Source organism: Nitrosomonas sp. Is79A3 (genome assembly GCF_000219585.1).
Lineage (GTDB): Bacteria > Pseudomonadota > Gammaproteobacteria > Burkholderiales > Nitrosomonadaceae > Nitrosomonas.
The window spans coordinates 1,702,064-1,718,941 of record NC_015731.1; the positions used below are offsets into that span (position 1 = coordinate 1,702,064).

Below are 16,878 nucleotides of genomic sequence, written 5' to 3' on the forward strand. Positions count from 1 at the left end.
ATGTTTTATACGTTATAATGATATTTTGTAATACGTTCAGTAAATTCCATGACAACAATTGTTTCAGTAAGGCGCGGCCGTCAGGTTGCATTAGGTGGTGATGGCCAGGTAACGCTTGGCGCTGTTGTGGCCAAATCCAGTGCACGCAAAGTTCGCAGACTCTATCATGATAAAATTCTGGCCGGATTCGCTGGTGGTACTGCCGATGCTTTTACCTTGTTCGAGCGATTTGAAGGCAAACTGGAAGCGCATCATGGTCATATTATGCGTGCGGCCGTTGAACTGGCCAAAGACTGGCGCACAGACCGGATTCTCCGTAGATTGGAAGCGATGCTGGTGGTTGCCAACGAAGATGCTACACTGATTATTACCGGTGCTGGCGATGTGATTGAACCGGAATTGGGCCTTGCCGCTATTGGTAGCGGCGGTTCTTATGCATTGGCTGCTGCCCGTGCGCTTTTGGAAAATACGGATTTGACGCCAAAGGAGATTGTGAAAAAAGCGCTCACAATAGCGGGGGATATCTGTATTTATACTAACCAGGATCATGTCATTGAAACCATCGACTGAGTTAATCCTGTCAACGTATTAAGTATGCAATTATTATTGTTATAGAGATCGAGCAATCGATTTGTTTCGATCTGTAATTCGGAAGTCCTGTTCATATTTTATCTATTGCAGAATTAACATTATGTCTCAAATGACCCCGCAGGAAATTGTCCATGAGCTGGACAAACATATTATCGGCCAGGACTCAGCCAAGCGCGCAGTGGCTATTGCGCTGAGAAATCGTTGGCGCAGGCAGCAGATTGCCGATCCGTTGCGTCAAGAGATTACGCCCAAGAACATTCTGATGATTGGGCCGACAGGCGTGGGAAAAACTGAAATTGCGCGCCGTCTGGCAAAATTAGCGAATGCCCCCTTCATTAAAATTGAGGCCACTAAGTTCACCGAAGTTGGCTATGTTGGGCGGGATGTCGATTCAATTATCCGCGATCTGGCCGAAACAGCGGTTAAAGAATCGCGCGAGAGAGAAACCAGAAAGAAACAACCTCTTGCGGAGGATCGTGCAGAAGACCGTATTCTCGATGCTTTGCTACCGGCTGCCAGGGATTTTGACTTGAATTCAAATACTGAAGGCCAGGATAACGCGACACGGCAGAAGTTTCGCAAGAAATTACGTGAAGGCGAATTGGATGACAAGGAGATTGAAATCGAACTGGCCGCACCGCGTGCCAATATGGAAATCTTTGCCCCGCCTGGAATGGAGGATCTGACATCGCAGATTCAAGGGATGTTTCAGAATATGACGGGGGATAAAAAGAAAACCCGCAAGCTGACGATCCGCGAAGCCAGAAAAATGCTGCTGGAAGAAGAAGCCGCGAAAATGATTAACGATGAAGAATTGAAACTGACAACGATACAGAATGTGGAGCAGAACGGTATCGTATTCCTGGATGAGATAGACAAAATCGCCAGTCGCGCAGGAAGTACAGGTGCTGATGTTTCGCGCCAGGGCGTGCAACGGGATTTACTTCCTCTGGTTGAAGGCACAACCGTATCAACCAAATACGGCATGATCAAAACCGATCATATCCTGTTTGTGGCCAGTGGCGCATTTCATATGTCCAAACCCTCTGACCTGATTCCGGAGCTACAAGGACGTTTCCCGATTCGCGTCGAACTGACGAGCTTGAGCGTCAGTGATTTTGAGCAGATTCTAACCAATACGGACGCATGCCTCACCCGTCAATATGAAGCGCTTCTGGCCACAGAAGGCATACAATTGCAATTTGCCAGCGATGCAATTAAGCGTTTGGCTGAGATTGCGTTTTCCGTGAACAGTAAAACTGAGAATATTGGCGCCAGACGTTTGCATACTGTCATGGAAAAATTGCTCGAAGAAATTTCTTATAATGCAACCAAGCACAGCGGAGAAACCATTATGATTGATGCATCATATGTTGATACGCGTCTCAAGGATCTGGCACAAAGTGAGGATCTGGCGCGGTATGTGCTGTAATAATCTTCTTAAGGGCGCGTCGGTCTGATTTGAAAATAACCGCATTTTGTGATCCGATCCAATGTGGTTTTATTATCGCGGATAGCGATTCTAAACTTTATTGAATCAGATCAAATAAGGCGGTGCTGTCAAAGTCGAGCTAAATATTTTGTTTCCTTCGTCTTGCGGTAAAGCCAAGCAAACCGAGTCCGGCTAATAGCATTGCATAGATTTCAGGCTCAGGAATTGGTGCAGAAAGGTTTACATTATCCAGGGCGATATTCTCTTGGATCGGGGTAAAATGCTCCGCGTTGATCCAGAGGGAATCCAGATTGGAAAGTACAGCGAGCATTTGAGCATCCGTGGCGAAAGCGCCGGAGAAGGTGTCGGAGATTCGCCAGGCACCGCTTGTGAGAGCTACATCAAAGTGAGTCCAGGACACGGGTAAGCTATTGGTGATATCGTAAACTAGAGTTAATCCCGCACCTTTGAGCACTACTTCTGCTTCATTGGCATAACTCGTGCCAGGGATAACATATCTGCTGTCGAACTGGAGGCGGCCGCTGAGGGCAGCACTTTGATCTCCAAGGAACTTACTGGGAGCGCTAAAATAACTCCATTGCCCGTCTGGATCGGCCAGTACGATGGAGCCATCGGGAACGCCGTCCGAACTGAAAGCTGGTGTCAAACCAGAACTTACAACTGACCAAGAAGAGGAACCATCTGTTGTGAGCCCGGTCCAGCCATCGGCATCACTATCAAAAGTGCTGGATACCAACGGACTGGCGGTAGCAGAATTGGTCAGAACAAAGCAAATGCAAGTTAGAAAAATAGATAGGCGAATCATGAGAGTGCTCCTTCATCGTTGTTGAGATCAATGGAATTAGAACACAAAACCTTTTTATTTAACAGGAATATAGTTCGGATTTCCCATATTCTAAAATTTACTGAGAATGAACTACAGAAAGGGAGTAAGTGGAAATCGGGTTACCCATCCTGCCTTTCTTGTTTGGTTTCTTTATTCGCATAGTCTGGAATGATATAGATGCATATCAAATAAAGATGGTTAAGGTATAATGCCCGGTTTCTCAATACATTGGATTGTTGGAGGTCTCTATGCCTATTTATGAATATCTTTGCAATTCATGCGGTGCCGAGAAAGAACACTTGCAAAAGATTAGCGATGCACCGATTGCGGTTTGCCCTATTTGCGGCAGTAGTAACTATACAAAACTGATATCCGCTGCAGGATTTCAATTAAAAGGCAGTGGCTGGTATGTCACTGACTTCAAAAATAACAAAACAAAGCAGACAGATACTAAGGCGGGCACAAAAGATAGTGCGGATAGTGCGCAACCAGCAGCAGCATCTACTGCTCCGGATGCAGTAGCAACAAAAGAAAGCAATCCGCCTTCGACTGCAACGGCAACTGTTGATTGATTAGCCGTGGAGTATCGCTATAAAGTTCTTATTGTTAAGATGACGTCAATCTAACAAATTTTTATCGTAAAAATATCGATACCTCGCAGAATAACAATAAATAATCATAAATCCCCCACTCAGACTATTGAACAGAATTATGCGTACAAATTACTGTGGCGCCATTAATGCCGAATATCTTGATAAAACAGTGACTCTTTTTGGCTGGGTTCACCGGCGCAGAGATCATGGTGGTGTGATATTCATCGATTTGCGCGATCGCGAAGGTCTGGTACAGATCGTTTGCGATCCTGACAATGTAGAAACATTCCAAACCGCAGAAAAAATACGCAATGAGTTTGTGTTGGAAATCACAGGTAAGGTAAGAAGACGCCCTGAAGGAACCATCAACTCATCCTTATTCAGTGGTGAGATTGAGATTCTGGTCGCAGCGATAGAGGTGTTGAATACCTCACTGACACCGCCTTTTCTGATGGATGATGACAATATTAGTGAAGTCGTCCGATTGGAGCATCGTTATCTGGATTTACGCCGCCCGGTGATGCAATCCAACCTTCGCTTGCGCCATAAAGTAGCGATGGCGGTGCGGGTGTTTTTGGATCAGCATGGGTTTCTGGATATTGAAACACCGATGTTGACCAAATCCACACCGGAAGGTGCGAGAGACTATTTGGTCCCGTCACGGGTTAATGCCGGTCATTTTTTTGCATTACCGCAATCGCCGCAGTTGTTCAAGCAGCTCTTGATGGTATCTGGGTTTGATCGTTATTATCAGATCACACGTTGTTTTCGCGATGAAGATTTGCGCGCTGACCGGCAGCCGGAGTTTACGCAAATCGATATTGAAACATCTTTCTTGTCGGCCGATGAAATTATGTTTCTGATGGAAGAAATGATACGTGGCTTGTTCAAGACCTTAAATAATGTCGATTTACCCAATCCATTCCCGCGGTTGACCTACGCAGACGCGATGTTCAGGTATGGCTCGGATAAGCCGGATTTACGTGTCCCATTAGAATTTACCGAATTAACCGACATCATGAAAGATGTTCCTTTTAAGGTGTTTCGTGAAGCGGCGGAGAAGCCGGATGGCCGCGTTGCTGCATTGTGTGTGCCGAGAGGCGGGGAGTTGTCGCGCAAGGAAATTGATGACTATACCAGTTTTGTGGCGATCTACGGCGCGAAAGGATTGGCTTACATTAAAGTAAATAATCTGGCCGATGGCGTTGAAGGGTTGCAATCGCCGATTCTGAAATTTCTGCCGGAAGAAACCATTAAAACAATTCTTGCGCGCACTAATGCAAAGAATGGCGATTTGATATTCTTCGGCGCGGATAAAACTAAAGTCGTCAATGAATCTTTAGGTGCATTACGTATCAAAATTGGTCATCAGCATGGTCACGCCGAATCTGGCTGGAAACCGCTATGGGTTGTTGATTTTCCAATGTTTGAACGCGATGAAGAAGAAAATCGCTGGCAAGCGCTACATCATCCCTTCACATCACCTGTCGATGGACATGAGAATTTATTGGAAACAGATCCCGGCAAAGCAATCTCAAAAGCTTATGATATGGTTCTAAATGGCTCTGAAATTGGTGGCGGTTCGGTACGGATTCATCGTCAGGATGTTCAGTCTAAGGTGTTTCGTGCTTTGAATATTTCAGCACAAGAGGCGCAAGAGAAATTTGGTTTCCTGTTAGAAGCTTTGCAGTATGGGGCTCCGCCGCACGGGGGCATTGCATTCGGTTTGGATCGTATCTTAACCATGATGACAGGCTCGGAATCAATCCGTGATGTGATTGCATTCCCTAAAACACAACGTGCACAATGCTTGTTAACACACGCGCCTAGCACTGTGGATGAGAAGCAATTAAAAGAACTAAACATTCGCTTGCGCCAAACTGAAACAAAGCCAGTGAATGGGTAGTTAATTGCTTTTATGTAATGTATAAAATTCCGATATCAGTTCTGGTTGTTATTCACACTACCGATCTCCAGGTTCTACTATTGGAGCGAACAGATCATCCAGATTACTGGCAATCGGTCACAGGAAGCCAGAATCCAGGCGAGACACTGCATCAAACCGCATTACGTGAGGTTTCTGAAGAAACTGGCTTGAATGCAGCCGATTATTCTTTATCAGATTGGCAGGTTGAAAATCAATATGAAATTTACGAAGAATGGCGCTGGCGCTATGCACCGGAAGTCAGAATCAATACCGAACATGTGTTTGGTTTGTGTTTGCCCGATATAATTCCGGTAAAGATTGCTGCCAGGGAACATTTGAACTACATTTGGTTGCCTTGGCAGCAAGCGTCTGAAAAAGTATTCTCTCGCAGCAATGCAGATGCCATCCTAAGCTTATCTGTGCGCCAACAATCTGACTAGAAATAATTCCTAGTCCACGCCGCCTTCACCGGCAAAACGTTCAAGATATTTTTTAACGATTGCACGTGCTTTTATATTGTGTGCATGATGAAGCACAATAAAATTGACGATACCATGCATCGCTAAAGCAAGTAACAATCCTTCGAAAATACCTTGTTTATACACAAGCAGGGCGCACAATGTGGCCAAAATCATAGCATATTGACCTTGATGAGCTACATGCAATAACCCCATGATCATTTTCCAGCCGGTAAAAATCATAATGACAGCCAAAGAAAATTTGGGCAGATATTCCAGATATTGGGTATTTAATACAAAGAAGAGAATAACCAAACCGATCACCAACACCGAGAATTTGGTATAGGCTCCAGCTAGCTTATTTGTAGTGCTTTTGGCCACACCATCCAGATTGGTCATTCCGCCAAAAAAGCTTGAGCCCATGTTGGCAATCCAGATAGCCAATAAGCTGTTATTAGTATTGCATTTACGCTGCAAAGGATCAATTTTCTGAATGGCTGCATTGCTCATGACTTGCTCGATCACATCAATAATGGCTAGCATGGCTGCAAAACCAATGACGTACAGCCAAGTTAATGCGCTGTCAAAGTGAGGCAGGGGCAATGACAGGTTAAGCGGTACATCTTCAACATGCAACATAGGCATTGCAATAAATTGCGCCAGTATTGCACCAGCAATAATTAGCACAAAATAGGGGATAGCCGGTTGCGTTGTTTGGAATTTGGTAAAAAGATACAAAAAAGCCACAAATCCAGATATGGAAATCAGAAGCATTTGGATACGTGCGCCACTCCAGAATGGTTCAGATGCCAACCCTTCTGGCACTTCATAAATCATGGCAAAAAAGTTAATGGCGATCTTCAATCCTACACCGGCTAACAGGCCCTCTACCAGATACTCGGGTACAGCCAGAAGAATGTATTTTTGTAGATTGAATTTCCAGATAATGGCCTGCATGAATGCAGTTAGAAAAATGACAAAAGCCATATTTTCCATACCAAAGTTTGCTACACCCAATGCAAGAACGGGTGCCAAGCCTGCCGCCACACCGGGTGCACCGATATAGTTTCCTGGCTTGATCCAGGCATTAATCCAACCAATAAAACAGGCCAGAGCAACTGTAGCCAGTGCAACCTTGATGGGATACTCTGACATCATTGCAATCCCGACTGTCAAAGGGATCGCCATTGTCCCAGTTATAATTCCGGCCTGAAGATCGCGGAATAAAAATTTAGCTTGAAAAGCAGCTGAATCTTGCATGTATGAACTTATGGAACTAAATATTTAATTAAGCCCCTTTTCAAATGTGATTATGAGTATGCCACAACGAGATCATATGCTTATTTATGTATCTTTTTTCTTCGTAATTGCTATTTTGCACGAAGTTCTCGTGATTCTGTTTTGTGCGGCGATTCCTACTGGTGTTAACTTTAGAATTGATTTTTATGCTTCGTCTTTAGCGTGACGTGTATCAGCTTCTACTGAATTCGATTCGGTTTCGTGTGTACTTTGTGGTATCAAATCACTAACGATTTGATTCTGAGTTTCGGTTTCCTCATATGTGCTTTGCATAACTTCCGCACCTTCATCATCACTGCCCTTGTTGTTTTCACTATCGTTATTTTCTTCGTCACTTTTAGAACTGAAAAGACCTGAAAGCCAATCAAATAAACCCATGGTGTATCTCCTTTTGTTGGAACAACGATAAATTGATAAGCCGGAAGTAATCTGTGCAACATCTTTTCTATTTAGTATGTGTCACATAACTACAATTAACTTTATTGCCTCCTTTTAAAAAAATTGATCAAATAAAATCAAAGCTAGGTAATTGAAATACACGCTCACCATCCCAAACGACAATCCGATTGCCGAAGTAATAATATAAAAATTACTTGCTCGAGTGGTGAGCGTGTTGCTTATTCCATATCCCGAAAATGAAAGGCTGATAGCATTAATTCGCATCAGATTGCTATGCTTTACCCAACTCGCTCTATCACTTCAAATTTCCTGGTATTTAAGTTAGTACGTCCCGTCAGTATTTGTAAATGCGGCGCCAAATCAGGAACTTTGTCTTTTATGATGTTGAGTGCAAATTTGCTAAGAAATAATGCCTTCTCCCTAGAAAGATGATATTCGGGACCCGCTTCATCCCTATATACCGCTGAAGTCAAGAGTACGACACCATCTGCATCGATTCGGCCTTCGTCAATATTGTTTTTCAGAAGTCTGCCAGCCGTTTCAATGGCAACCGAAAGATTCGGATCAAAAGGCCCAACAATAAAAGCTGTATTGATGACATGCAACCAGTCAAATCCACGGCCAACCCCCAGTACCCATTCTTTGTGTTCGGCTTCTTCGATTGGCCTGTTTGTTGTACGAATCTCTGCAATGTGTTTAATATTTCCCCGAATCAGTGGTATCAGATCACGAATAACCCGTTCAGGCATTGATGGGTAGAGTGAACGAAGCATTTCTTCTAATTCGAGTTGAGAAGATTCTTTTGCATTCGCTAGATCAATAGAGCGACCGTCGTCTCCGTGTAAAATTAAGGCATCTAAGTCGGTCTCAATTCCACAAACAATCGGAACTACTGCGCCACCTTTGCCATACACAGAATCAAATTGATTCTTCAAATTGATCGCTGCAGCTTTGGCGGCGTCAGTGTCATACTGAAACCCTCTGCATCCACGATGTGTGTCACCACGCGCAAAGTGATAAGTTACAAAGACTAGACAATGTCTGCCACGGCTAATGGAATACTCCACCCATTGGTCAATAGTTGCTTGAAAAAATGGCCAACCTAGATTAAATATACCCCCCAGATTACGAAATGGCTGAATGATACCGAGTGCGCTTTGTGTCATAACCGGTAGGTGTAATCTGCCATCCATACATTTCAATGCAGCAATCTCAGTAGGATGCTCGCCTCTATACCTGCGGCGTTCCGTGGCTAAATCCATAAAGGCTTGGGAATGTCGTGTATTTAAATCAAGTAGATAATCGATTCCTGTATTGACATTTCTCATTATTATTTTCCTATTTATATTTAGTATGTTATGAGTTAGAAGCTAGGGAGACTGCATGGTCAGGCGAGACAGCCAAGCCTCCGAAGCCACTTGGTTTATATCAAGAATATAATCTGGATATAAACCAAATGACAATATTAACAGCGCAGGAATGAGTAGTAAAATCATTTCTCGCGGTTGTAGATCAATCACTTGTTTTACTTCATTATGAATAATTGGACCCAAGAAGGCCCGGCGAGTGTAGGAGAGCATATAAGCAGCGCTAAGAATTGCGCCGGATAATGCAGCTACCCCTAAAACTGAATGCGCATTCAGTGCACCAATAATCATTAGCAATTCAGCCGGAAAACCACTGGTTCCGGGTACGCCAATACTGGCCAATAAAAAAAGAAAATAAAAGAAAGTTAATTTTGGCATAACCTTGGCTAGTCCGCCCAAGTGAACAATTTCAGTACTTCCGAGCCGATGGTGTATAAATCCGGCAATTAGTATGAGTGAGCTGGCAATAAGGGTGAAATTAAGCAGCTGAAAAACGGCCCCTTGAAAACCCTGCATGTTTAACGATGCAATACCGACCATGACTAATCCAACGTGACTGATACTTGCGTATGCAAGCAAACGGCGCAAATTCGTTTGTTGCAGCGCTATCAAAGCGCCATAAATCAATGTAAAGGCTCCAATCACACTTAAAACCCAGCTAAACTCTACCGCAGCAACAGGCGCTAGCGGCATTGCAAAACGTAAGATGCCGTAAACACCTAACTTTAGACCTACTAGAATAGCGACAATGTGAGTCGGACCTTCCATCGCTACCGTCGGTAACCAAGTGTGGAATGGAACTAATGGTGATTTAACCGCAAAACCAAATAATAACAACAGAAAAACAAGATTCTGCAAATCATGTGGTAATGGTGTTCCCAGTAAAACAGGCAGACTAAAAGTTAAATCATTGGGTATTTGACCGCCAGTTTGTGTAGCATGGTTCGTGGCCAGTACGATAATTGCGAGCAACAGCGTGACGCCGCCCGATAACATAAATAATGTATATTTCATGGCTGCACTACGACGCTGTGAACCTATACCCCATAGTCCAATCAAGAAGAAGAATGGAGGTAAAGAAAGTTCCCAGAATAGGAAAAATAATACGGTATCGAGTGCGCAAAATATTCCAATACTGACCCCCTCTAATGCCAGCAATAAAGAAAAATGAAAGCGTGAGGAATGAGAAACAGTATTCCATGAAGCAAGCATCGTCATCAAAGTGAGCAGTGCAGTCGCCGGTAAAAATAATACCGAAATCCCATCGACTCCAACCAGATATTCAATATTTAAAACCGATATCCAGCCATGACGCTCAACTAATTGAAAACCACTTTTATCAGGATCAAATAAGATGAGAACGAAGAATGTCAGAAGCAGAGATAGCAAAGCGATAAAAAAAGCAACTTGTTTTGCGAGATCAGTATTGCGTATTGAGCCAGCTAGTACAGCTCCCAATATAGGGATAATAATAGTTAGGCTTAAAAGTGGAAAATCAGCTTCAATCATCCTAATTGTCCTTTGAAATAATATACTGTGTAGCCAGTAGCTTGTCTGGGTGGGGGGATTCCGTGCTGGAATGAGAATTACCGCTACTGGTAGCGCTAATGCTTTGGTCTATGATATTTAGCCATGGTGAAGTGTTAGCTCCGGTTGTAATAAGTAAACCGCAGATAGCGATTGTAATAATCCATTCATTTCTGGGGGATGGTTGAGAGCTTGCGTGATGCACATTCACGTATGGTCCTTGGAAACGTTTGGGATTAGCAATAAATATTTGCTGAAAAGCGCGTAGCAACAATCCAACCGTTAAAACGTTTCCAAATAAAATTGCAATTGCAATGAGCCATCCTTGCCCTTGGATAGTGCCGTCAATCAATAAATGGATGCCATCGAAACTCGGTGTTCCGGGCATACCCATCGTACTTAAAGCACAAATTACGAACAAAACCGCAATAGCTGCATTGGTGTCAAACATACCACCGAGACGAGGTATAAATGCAGTATGAGTGCGTTTATAGATCATGCCGAGACTCAGCAGTATCCCAGCAGTTGCCATACCAAAAGCTATGGCTAACGTGATACCTCCCTCCATTCCATGGATACTAAAATCAAACAAACCAATTGTAATCAGACCGGTTTGACTGATAATCGCAAAAGCCAGCAAACGGCGAAAATTAATCTGCATGAATGCAAGCAGTGCACCGTAGAAAATGCCGATTAAACTGAGCATGATCACAAACCATGCCCATTGTTCTGCAACTTCTGGAAGCAGAGGAATCAAGAAACGTATGACAGCATAAACACCGAGTTTTAGACTGACTAGAAAAATTCCTGCACTCGCGATGGTTCCATGCTCAGCAACTACTGGTAACCATCCATGAAACGGGAATAATGGCATGCGTATTGCAAAACCAAATAAGAGAAGGAAAAAAATCAATGTGGCATATTCGTGTTTAACATTACTTTCTTTTAAAACAAGCCAATCAAACGACAAGACATCTGTCGATAGCATAATGCTAAATCCAAGCATCAAGAAACCGGCCAACACCATCATTAAGCCGCTGCTAAAGTGTTGTAACACTAGCGCAACAACCCAACGCCGGTTCTGACTTGATCCGGATCGAAGTGTCATTAAAACGACCGGGATCAGTTCAAGAAAACACCATAACCAGAATTGCATTGCATTCATCGCAACGAAAGCGCCGAGTAGAATCGCTTCATAGCCAAGTATCGAGGCGATATGCGTCCGATCCGACACGTGTCGTGCTGTGAAGGTATAAATAAGCGTGAGTAATGCCAGAACTGTAGTAAGTAGTACGAATAAAATATTGCTACCATCCACACCAACACTATAAGTCATTCCTAGAAACTGATATCGTTCATAGAGCTGAATGCCGGGCAGATCCGCATTAAAGACCGTAAGAAGGTATATGCTGAGTAAGAATGTTACTATGGCCCCAACAAAGCCAAGCCGCAAAGCCATGGCTGGAGAAGAGGTCGACATCACAGAAATCATAGTTACCAGCGGAATTAGCGTTAATACCGACAAAATAGGAAAAGCTACTGTTTCCGACCACAAAGTTATATTTGTAATATCCATCAGAACCTCAAATTGAAGCAGCAATCATTAAAACAATGAATACAAACAAAACCAGATAGCGTGGTTTGAGAATAAGTTGTTCAAAAGAATTTGCGAGCTGCCCAAGCTTTCTCCCGATATCCACTGTATCCATACCGATACCACGCAATACAAGGCGATCCTCAAACCAACTCATGATGTTTGCTATCCACTCAAACAATTTGCCCACTATTCCACTGCTGCGAACGAATTCAAGCTGTATTCCCCCTTGAATCTTTTTATTGAGTTTTTTTTCTAATTGAGTAAGTGATGAAATCATATAGTTTGAAGAAACCGGCGAACCCATGGCACTGTCAATAACATTTTTATCAAAACGATCCAGGTCATGCCCTAAGCCGCTGATAGGCCTAACCAATACCCTGTCGGTAATAGGATCCAGCCAGAATCGCTGTAGCGATGCGATATATAGCCAGCGTTTATTGGCAATTTTAGATGCAACTGGCCGCATGGGATTACCATATGCATAGCGCAATAACGAAGGAGCGGTTAACACTTGATAGCATCTAACGATGGCATGCGCACAAAGATGCCAACTTGCCAATTCCCATAAACCTAAACCGCATTCCAGAAACATGAGCCCTAATTGTCCAGAGATGGCAAAACACAGTGAGCTTTTAGCATCTGTTTGTGTTAATCCGACAATAAAACTATAGATGGCTGTGAATAATCCTATGACCACAAGCACACCCATTGTAAGTGGTGCTTTCTCGATAATCGGTTGCAGTAAAATGACCAGGAAAATACCGGCATGTATCATCACTGCACCATAAAATACTGCACTTGAAGGTGTCGGTCCTTCCATCGCTCTTGCCAGCCATGGCGTAAATGGCAATTGTGCTGATTTAGCAATCGCAGCAACTACAAAGCATAAGCTGATTACAGTAGCGGTAGGCGTTGCCAGACTCCCGGCTAATTCATTCAAATTTAACCAATTGATTGTGCCGGCAAAGTAGAAAGAAAGGGCAATCCCCAGGATAAAACCGGCATCACCGATACGGTTAGTAACAAAAACGCGCGTGGCATTAAGGGCTGCAACGGGCCGGTCATATGCGAAGGATATTAATAGGTATGAACAAAGTCCGGCGAGTTCCCAGCCAACAAACGTACCGATCGCATTACCAGACAGGATTAGCAAGAGCATTGCGGATGAGAACAGGCTTAGAACGAAAAAGAACCGGTGAAACCCAGGCTCTGCATGTATATAATTTGTTGAAAAGCGCGCAATTATGACCAGGATAATTGAGAATAAAGCAGCTACGATGACACTAAAACCTGTTGTAATAAAATTTAATTCAATAATGAGACTGCCGCTACCAAGCCATCTCCCTATCGTAATTGAATCAGAATTCATACCCAATAAATCAGTAGCAAGTAAGCTGATAGCGATCAGGCAGGATAGAGTAATAGCATTTTTAGTAATATTCGAACTAATATGCTCGTCTTTCTTATCGCTGATTCGATTAAACAAAAAACCAAATCCGATGATTGCAGCAGCAATGAATGGCAGTAGAGGAATTAAAGCGACCAGATAATCCATTCTAAACTCCTGTCATCATATTAGGTTGTTTGATTAAAGTGGGAGGTAACGGCACGTTTATATTTCGATAGTAGGCAATGGATGACTCGTATTCAGGTATTTCTTTTTTATCAGCTTGCCAAGGAACAAACCCAATCCCCCGTTCAAAAACTGATATTTCAGCGGTATCGGGATCAATTGCACTGAGCAAAATCCAACCACCACCGACAAGCTCGCGGATACTGGCCTGACGTTCATAAATCTGTCCGAGTATTTCAGTTTTTGCTTCGACCAGTACTTGCAAGCGAAGTGGTTCGTGGATTTCGACCATCTGCTTAGTCAAGCCCGTACGTAAATCGCTGCTGGTACCTTCAAGCACACCAAACATTCCAGTGATGTTATGAGTAACTTTTGAACCAGAACCAAAAAAGTCATTATTTACCGTAGAAAAGTAATATTCCAGATTGATACCTGCACCGACCGGACTAACAGCTAGCAGCAAGTTTTCCAGCAATTTGCCATCTGCATCCTGTGTTGGATCATACGAAATTAGAAAAACACGCCGATCAAGAAATGTACCTTGTGACACAGAACGCCGGCCGACAATAGCTGCAGCAATAGTAGCGTGATTGAATTCCGGGAAAGCTTGAGAAAAATCGTTTGCCCGTAAATTCACGTGCTCTTTGCCTTCTTCAGGTGTTTGGGGATTATTGGCTGAAACAAAGCGCCGGCAGCGCTCTTGAGCAGAAATTTTACTTGCTTTTACCAAATCATTTCTAAAAGTTTCAAAAGCTGGTAATGAGCTTTGTGGGATATCCTCAAGATCAAACCAAAAGAATTCATCGCTGCAAGTGTCATGTTCTGCACCGATAAACCAGGTGTCATCTGGTATGTTTATTCCACGTTCCGCCAGTAATTTTCTAATTTCCGGGCGATTTGCCATAGCAGCAAATAATCTTGCATTTGGGCCGCCACGTTTACCGCTACACGCGCCACAGTTATATCCAAATTCATGCGGGTTGTTCAGATTGGTAGAACCATGACCAGACAAACATACAATTGGAGCAAAGCCATACGATAAACCAGTTGTACGCATAAAGACTGATAGCCTTTCAACTTGTTCCAAATCTGTAAAACCAGAACGGGGATTATCGGCCGTTGCAGGTGTATCTGACGCAGGCGCTTTGAACATTAACTCAGTGGAAACTTTCTTTTCTATGCTTTGACGCAGTGAATTATTAAACGCTAAAAAATACTTAGGTAAAAATACTCTGCCCACTAAACCCATAAATACTATCGGTGCCAAGGCATCTATGACCGCATGCGAGAAAATGAGGCTACGTCGAAGTGATTGATTCATTAAATAGGCGAGCTTTTTGTAAAAGCGATACCCTTTGGTATGTTCTTGTAGTATTTGCTCAGTTCCCTTTCTGGGTATTTCATTTACATCATTTGCAGGTCTTACTACAACGGGGCATTGCATTTTAATTTCAGTATCATCAATTCCTTTATAATTCATTGGTATGCCAAAGAATCCAGCTGCACCTATGGTTTCAATAGCTGGATTTATCTCTTCTAACTGGCGCCGTAAACTTTCCTCGCGGTCATCCATACAAGTTACAATTTGTGCTTGTGGTCGCTGAGCTCGCTTAGCCCATCGTCCACGATTGGTATTCGCGCGTATAGTCTGAAAGAAATCCTCTCTGTAATGATATTCATAAGCATACAGCCACACTTTACTGCGTTCCGGGGCGGTAAATTCATCTAATACTGCTAAAATTTTCAGGAGATCATTTTTCTGTATGCCTTGAATATCTTCAGCAGTAAGTCCCAAATGCTGGCATAGGCAAAAAAGCCGCCAGCCACTATTAAAAGCTGCGTGCTCAAAATCATTTTCTACTAATGGGCTGAATTGCCAAGTCCACGCTAAATCAGCTAAAGATTGCCATTCTTCACGTTTTTGGCGCTCCGAGCCCGCGCGCATGATCAGATCCTTAGCAAGATGTGTCAGATACTCTGGTAAATTACCTTCATATAATTGTTTTCTGACCATGAATTCCGATAAATTCTTGCGGAAATAGTATTCGATAGTCCCCAGCCTGGCCTCTATTTTCCAATTATCTTTACAAGCTTGATTCAGCCATAATCTATCCATGGTTAGACGAATGGCTAAGTAATCAGCTAAATGCAAAGTTGCATTATTTTCAGTTTGATAATCGGGATTATGTTGACGCCAATTGATCATTCCTGACCATCCTGGGATTTCAAGCGCGAGATGTTGTATATACCCTTCCCATTTTTCTTTAGGAATTTCCAGGTTGGTTAATTGCAGGATAATACAATCAATTGGATCATCCGGCGTCTCATCAACAATATTTTGCCAGTCTGGTAAATCATGTAGGAAAGGGTTTACATCAAAATGTTCTGTGGATCGCCAAGCAGCATAAAGCCCTAATTGATTGCGCTCAGGTAGCTGCCAGGCTGCAACGCCTTCATCCAGTACGGATGAACAAATTCGAATGATTTGTGGCTTTATGGAATAAAGGATATCGATACCACTTAATGCCATGACTAAGCTGCGTAGCGTAATTTTGTCACCAATCTGCGCCAGCATTTCATCTAACTTAGCTTCGGCCTCCATTCTCATTTTCTGGTGAACAGGAATTCCTTCCCCATTTTCAAGACTGGTTTTGATTTTTTCAAGCCATTCCTTCGCTTGTTCTTCTGAAAGATCAAGCATATTTTCTGGGTGTAAATCAGTTAACTCAATATCGAGTTTGTTGAGAATGCTTTCCCATAGCTGTTTGATGACTACACTAGGATCAGTATTGGATGTAAGCAGTCGTGTGCGAGCCTCCTTGGAAACATCCGCCTGAATTGTGTGAAGTACATTGCGTTCCTCGATTAACCAGTTGAGCTGGCTAATCGAGAGATTTGATAGCTCATGAAGCAATGCAACATGGTAAATGTCTTTACGTTTGATAGTCAGATTGCCTGCTTGAAAAACAATTTGCTCCGCATGTAAATTCTTTGCCTGCGCAAAAGCAGCCGATAAATCTGCATCAGTAATTCTGCCTTGCTGGTACAGTTCGCGATTTTTAGAATCAGGCAAATAGCCATAAATACCTGTCAGTTTCTCAAATTCTGCTACCCCTTCTTCGAACGGGAGATGCTGAAAACCATGAATTGTATTGTGATGTATAAATTTATGAAGCGGACGCTGTCCTGGCAAGATATGGTCCAGATGATCTATCGTTTCGATAATATGTTTGCGTGGGTCATGAAATTCAGAAGTCATATCATTAAT

General features: G+C 43.1%; 13 protein-coding genes. 5 read left to right on the forward strand and 8 right to left on the reverse strand.

Annotated elements, in window-relative coordinates:
- Nucleotides 1-48 precede the first annotated feature (48 nt).
- Nucleotides 49-570, forward strand: a complete 522-nt coding sequence (hslV, locus tag NIT79A3_RS07900; RefSeq protein ID WP_013965687.1) for an ATP-dependent protease subunit HslV — start codon at nucleotides 49-51, stop codon at nucleotides 568-570.
- 121 nt (nucleotides 571-691) lie between these two features.
- Entirely contained in the window at nucleotides 692-2,023 is a 1,332-nt protein-coding gene (gene hslU, locus NIT79A3_RS07905) for an ATP-dependent protease ATPase subunit HslU (protein ID WP_013965688.1), read from the forward strand.
- Nucleotides 2,024-2,162: 139 nt separating this feature from the next.
- Here hslU and NIT79A3_RS07910 read toward each other — a convergent pair whose 3' ends face one another.
- Nucleotides 2,163-2,849: a laminin B domain-containing protein gene (locus tag NIT79A3_RS07910; protein ID WP_013965689.1), complete on the reverse strand. Its 687-nt coding sequence runs from the start codon at nucleotides 2,847-2,849 to the stop codon at nucleotides 2,163-2,165.
- Nucleotides 2,850-3,118: 269 nt separating this feature from the next.
- On the opposite strand from NIT79A3_RS07910, the gene NIT79A3_RS07915 reads away from it, so the two are divergent.
- The 3 genes from NIT79A3_RS07915 (at nucleotide 3,119) to nudB (ending at nucleotide 5,830) form a co-directional block, all read left to right on the forward strand.
- The gene (locus NIT79A3_RS07915; RefSeq protein WP_013965690.1) at nucleotides 3,119-3,442 is read left to right on the forward strand and encodes an FmdB family zinc ribbon protein; all 324 of its coding nucleotides are present in this window, start codon (nucleotides 3,119-3,121) and stop codon (nucleotides 3,440-3,442) included.
- Between the two features lie 139 nt (nucleotides 3,443-3,581).
- Nucleotides 3,582-5,369, forward strand: a complete 1,788-nt coding sequence (aspS, locus tag NIT79A3_RS07920) for an aspartate--tRNA ligase (RefSeq protein WP_013965691.1) — start codon at nucleotides 3,582-3,584, stop codon at nucleotides 5,367-5,369.
- Nucleotides 5,370-5,386: 17 nt separating this feature from the next.
- The gene (nudB, locus tag NIT79A3_RS07925; RefSeq protein WP_013965692.1) at nucleotides 5,387-5,830 is read left to right on the forward strand and encodes a dihydroneopterin triphosphate diphosphatase; all 444 of its coding nucleotides are present in this window, start codon (nucleotides 5,387-5,389) and stop codon (nucleotides 5,828-5,830) included.
- A 9-nt stretch (nucleotides 5,831-5,839) separates the two neighbouring features.
- On the opposite strand, the gene NIT79A3_RS07930 is transcribed toward nudB, so the two are convergent.
- From NIT79A3_RS07930 to NIT79A3_RS07960, 7 genes are all read right to left on the reverse strand, one after another.
- Nucleotides 5,840-7,108, reverse strand: a complete 1,269-nt coding sequence (locus NIT79A3_RS07930; protein ID WP_013965693.1) for a SulP family inorganic anion transporter — start codon at nucleotides 7,106-7,108, stop codon at nucleotides 5,840-5,842.
- Between the two features lie 183 nt (nucleotides 7,109-7,291).
- Nucleotides 7,292-7,525 (reverse strand): hypothetical protein, encoded by a 234-nt coding sequence (locus tag NIT79A3_RS07935; protein WP_013965694.1) that lies wholly within the window; start codon nucleotides 7,523-7,525, stop codon nucleotides 7,292-7,294.
- A 299-nt stretch (nucleotides 7,526-7,824) separates the two neighbouring features.
- Complete coding sequence (locus tag NIT79A3_RS07940) at nucleotides 7,825-8,874, reverse strand: carboxysome shell carbonic anhydrase domain-containg protein (protein WP_013965695.1); 1,050 nt, start codon at nucleotides 8,872-8,874, stop codon at nucleotides 7,825-7,827.
- A 42-nt stretch (nucleotides 8,875-8,916) separates the two neighbouring features.
- The gene (locus NIT79A3_RS07945) at nucleotides 8,917-10,422 is read right to left on the reverse strand and encodes an NADH-quinone oxidoreductase subunit M (protein WP_013965696.1); all 1,506 of its coding nucleotides are present in this window, start codon (nucleotides 10,420-10,422) and stop codon (nucleotides 8,917-8,919) included.
- A gap of 1 nt (nucleotide 10,423) precedes the next feature.
- Nucleotides 10,424-12,016, reverse strand: a complete 1,593-nt coding sequence (locus tag NIT79A3_RS07950) for a proton-conducting transporter membrane subunit (protein ID WP_013965697.1) — start codon at nucleotides 12,014-12,016, stop codon at nucleotides 10,424-10,426.
- Between the two features lie 7 nt (nucleotides 12,017-12,023).
- Nucleotides 12,024-13,592, reverse strand: a complete 1,569-nt coding sequence (locus NIT79A3_RS07955; protein ID WP_013965698.1) for a proton-conducting transporter membrane subunit — start codon at nucleotides 13,590-13,592, stop codon at nucleotides 12,024-12,026.
- A 1-nt stretch (nucleotide 13,593) separates the two neighbouring features.
- Nucleotides 13,594-16,869 carry a DUF2309 domain-containing protein gene (locus tag NIT79A3_RS07960; protein ID WP_013965699.1) on the reverse strand — a complete coding sequence of 1,092 codons (3,276 nt, stop codon included), beginning with the start codon at nucleotides 16,867-16,869 and terminating at the stop codon, nucleotides 13,594-13,596.
- Between the last annotated feature and the right edge of the window lie 9 nt (nucleotides 16,870-16,878).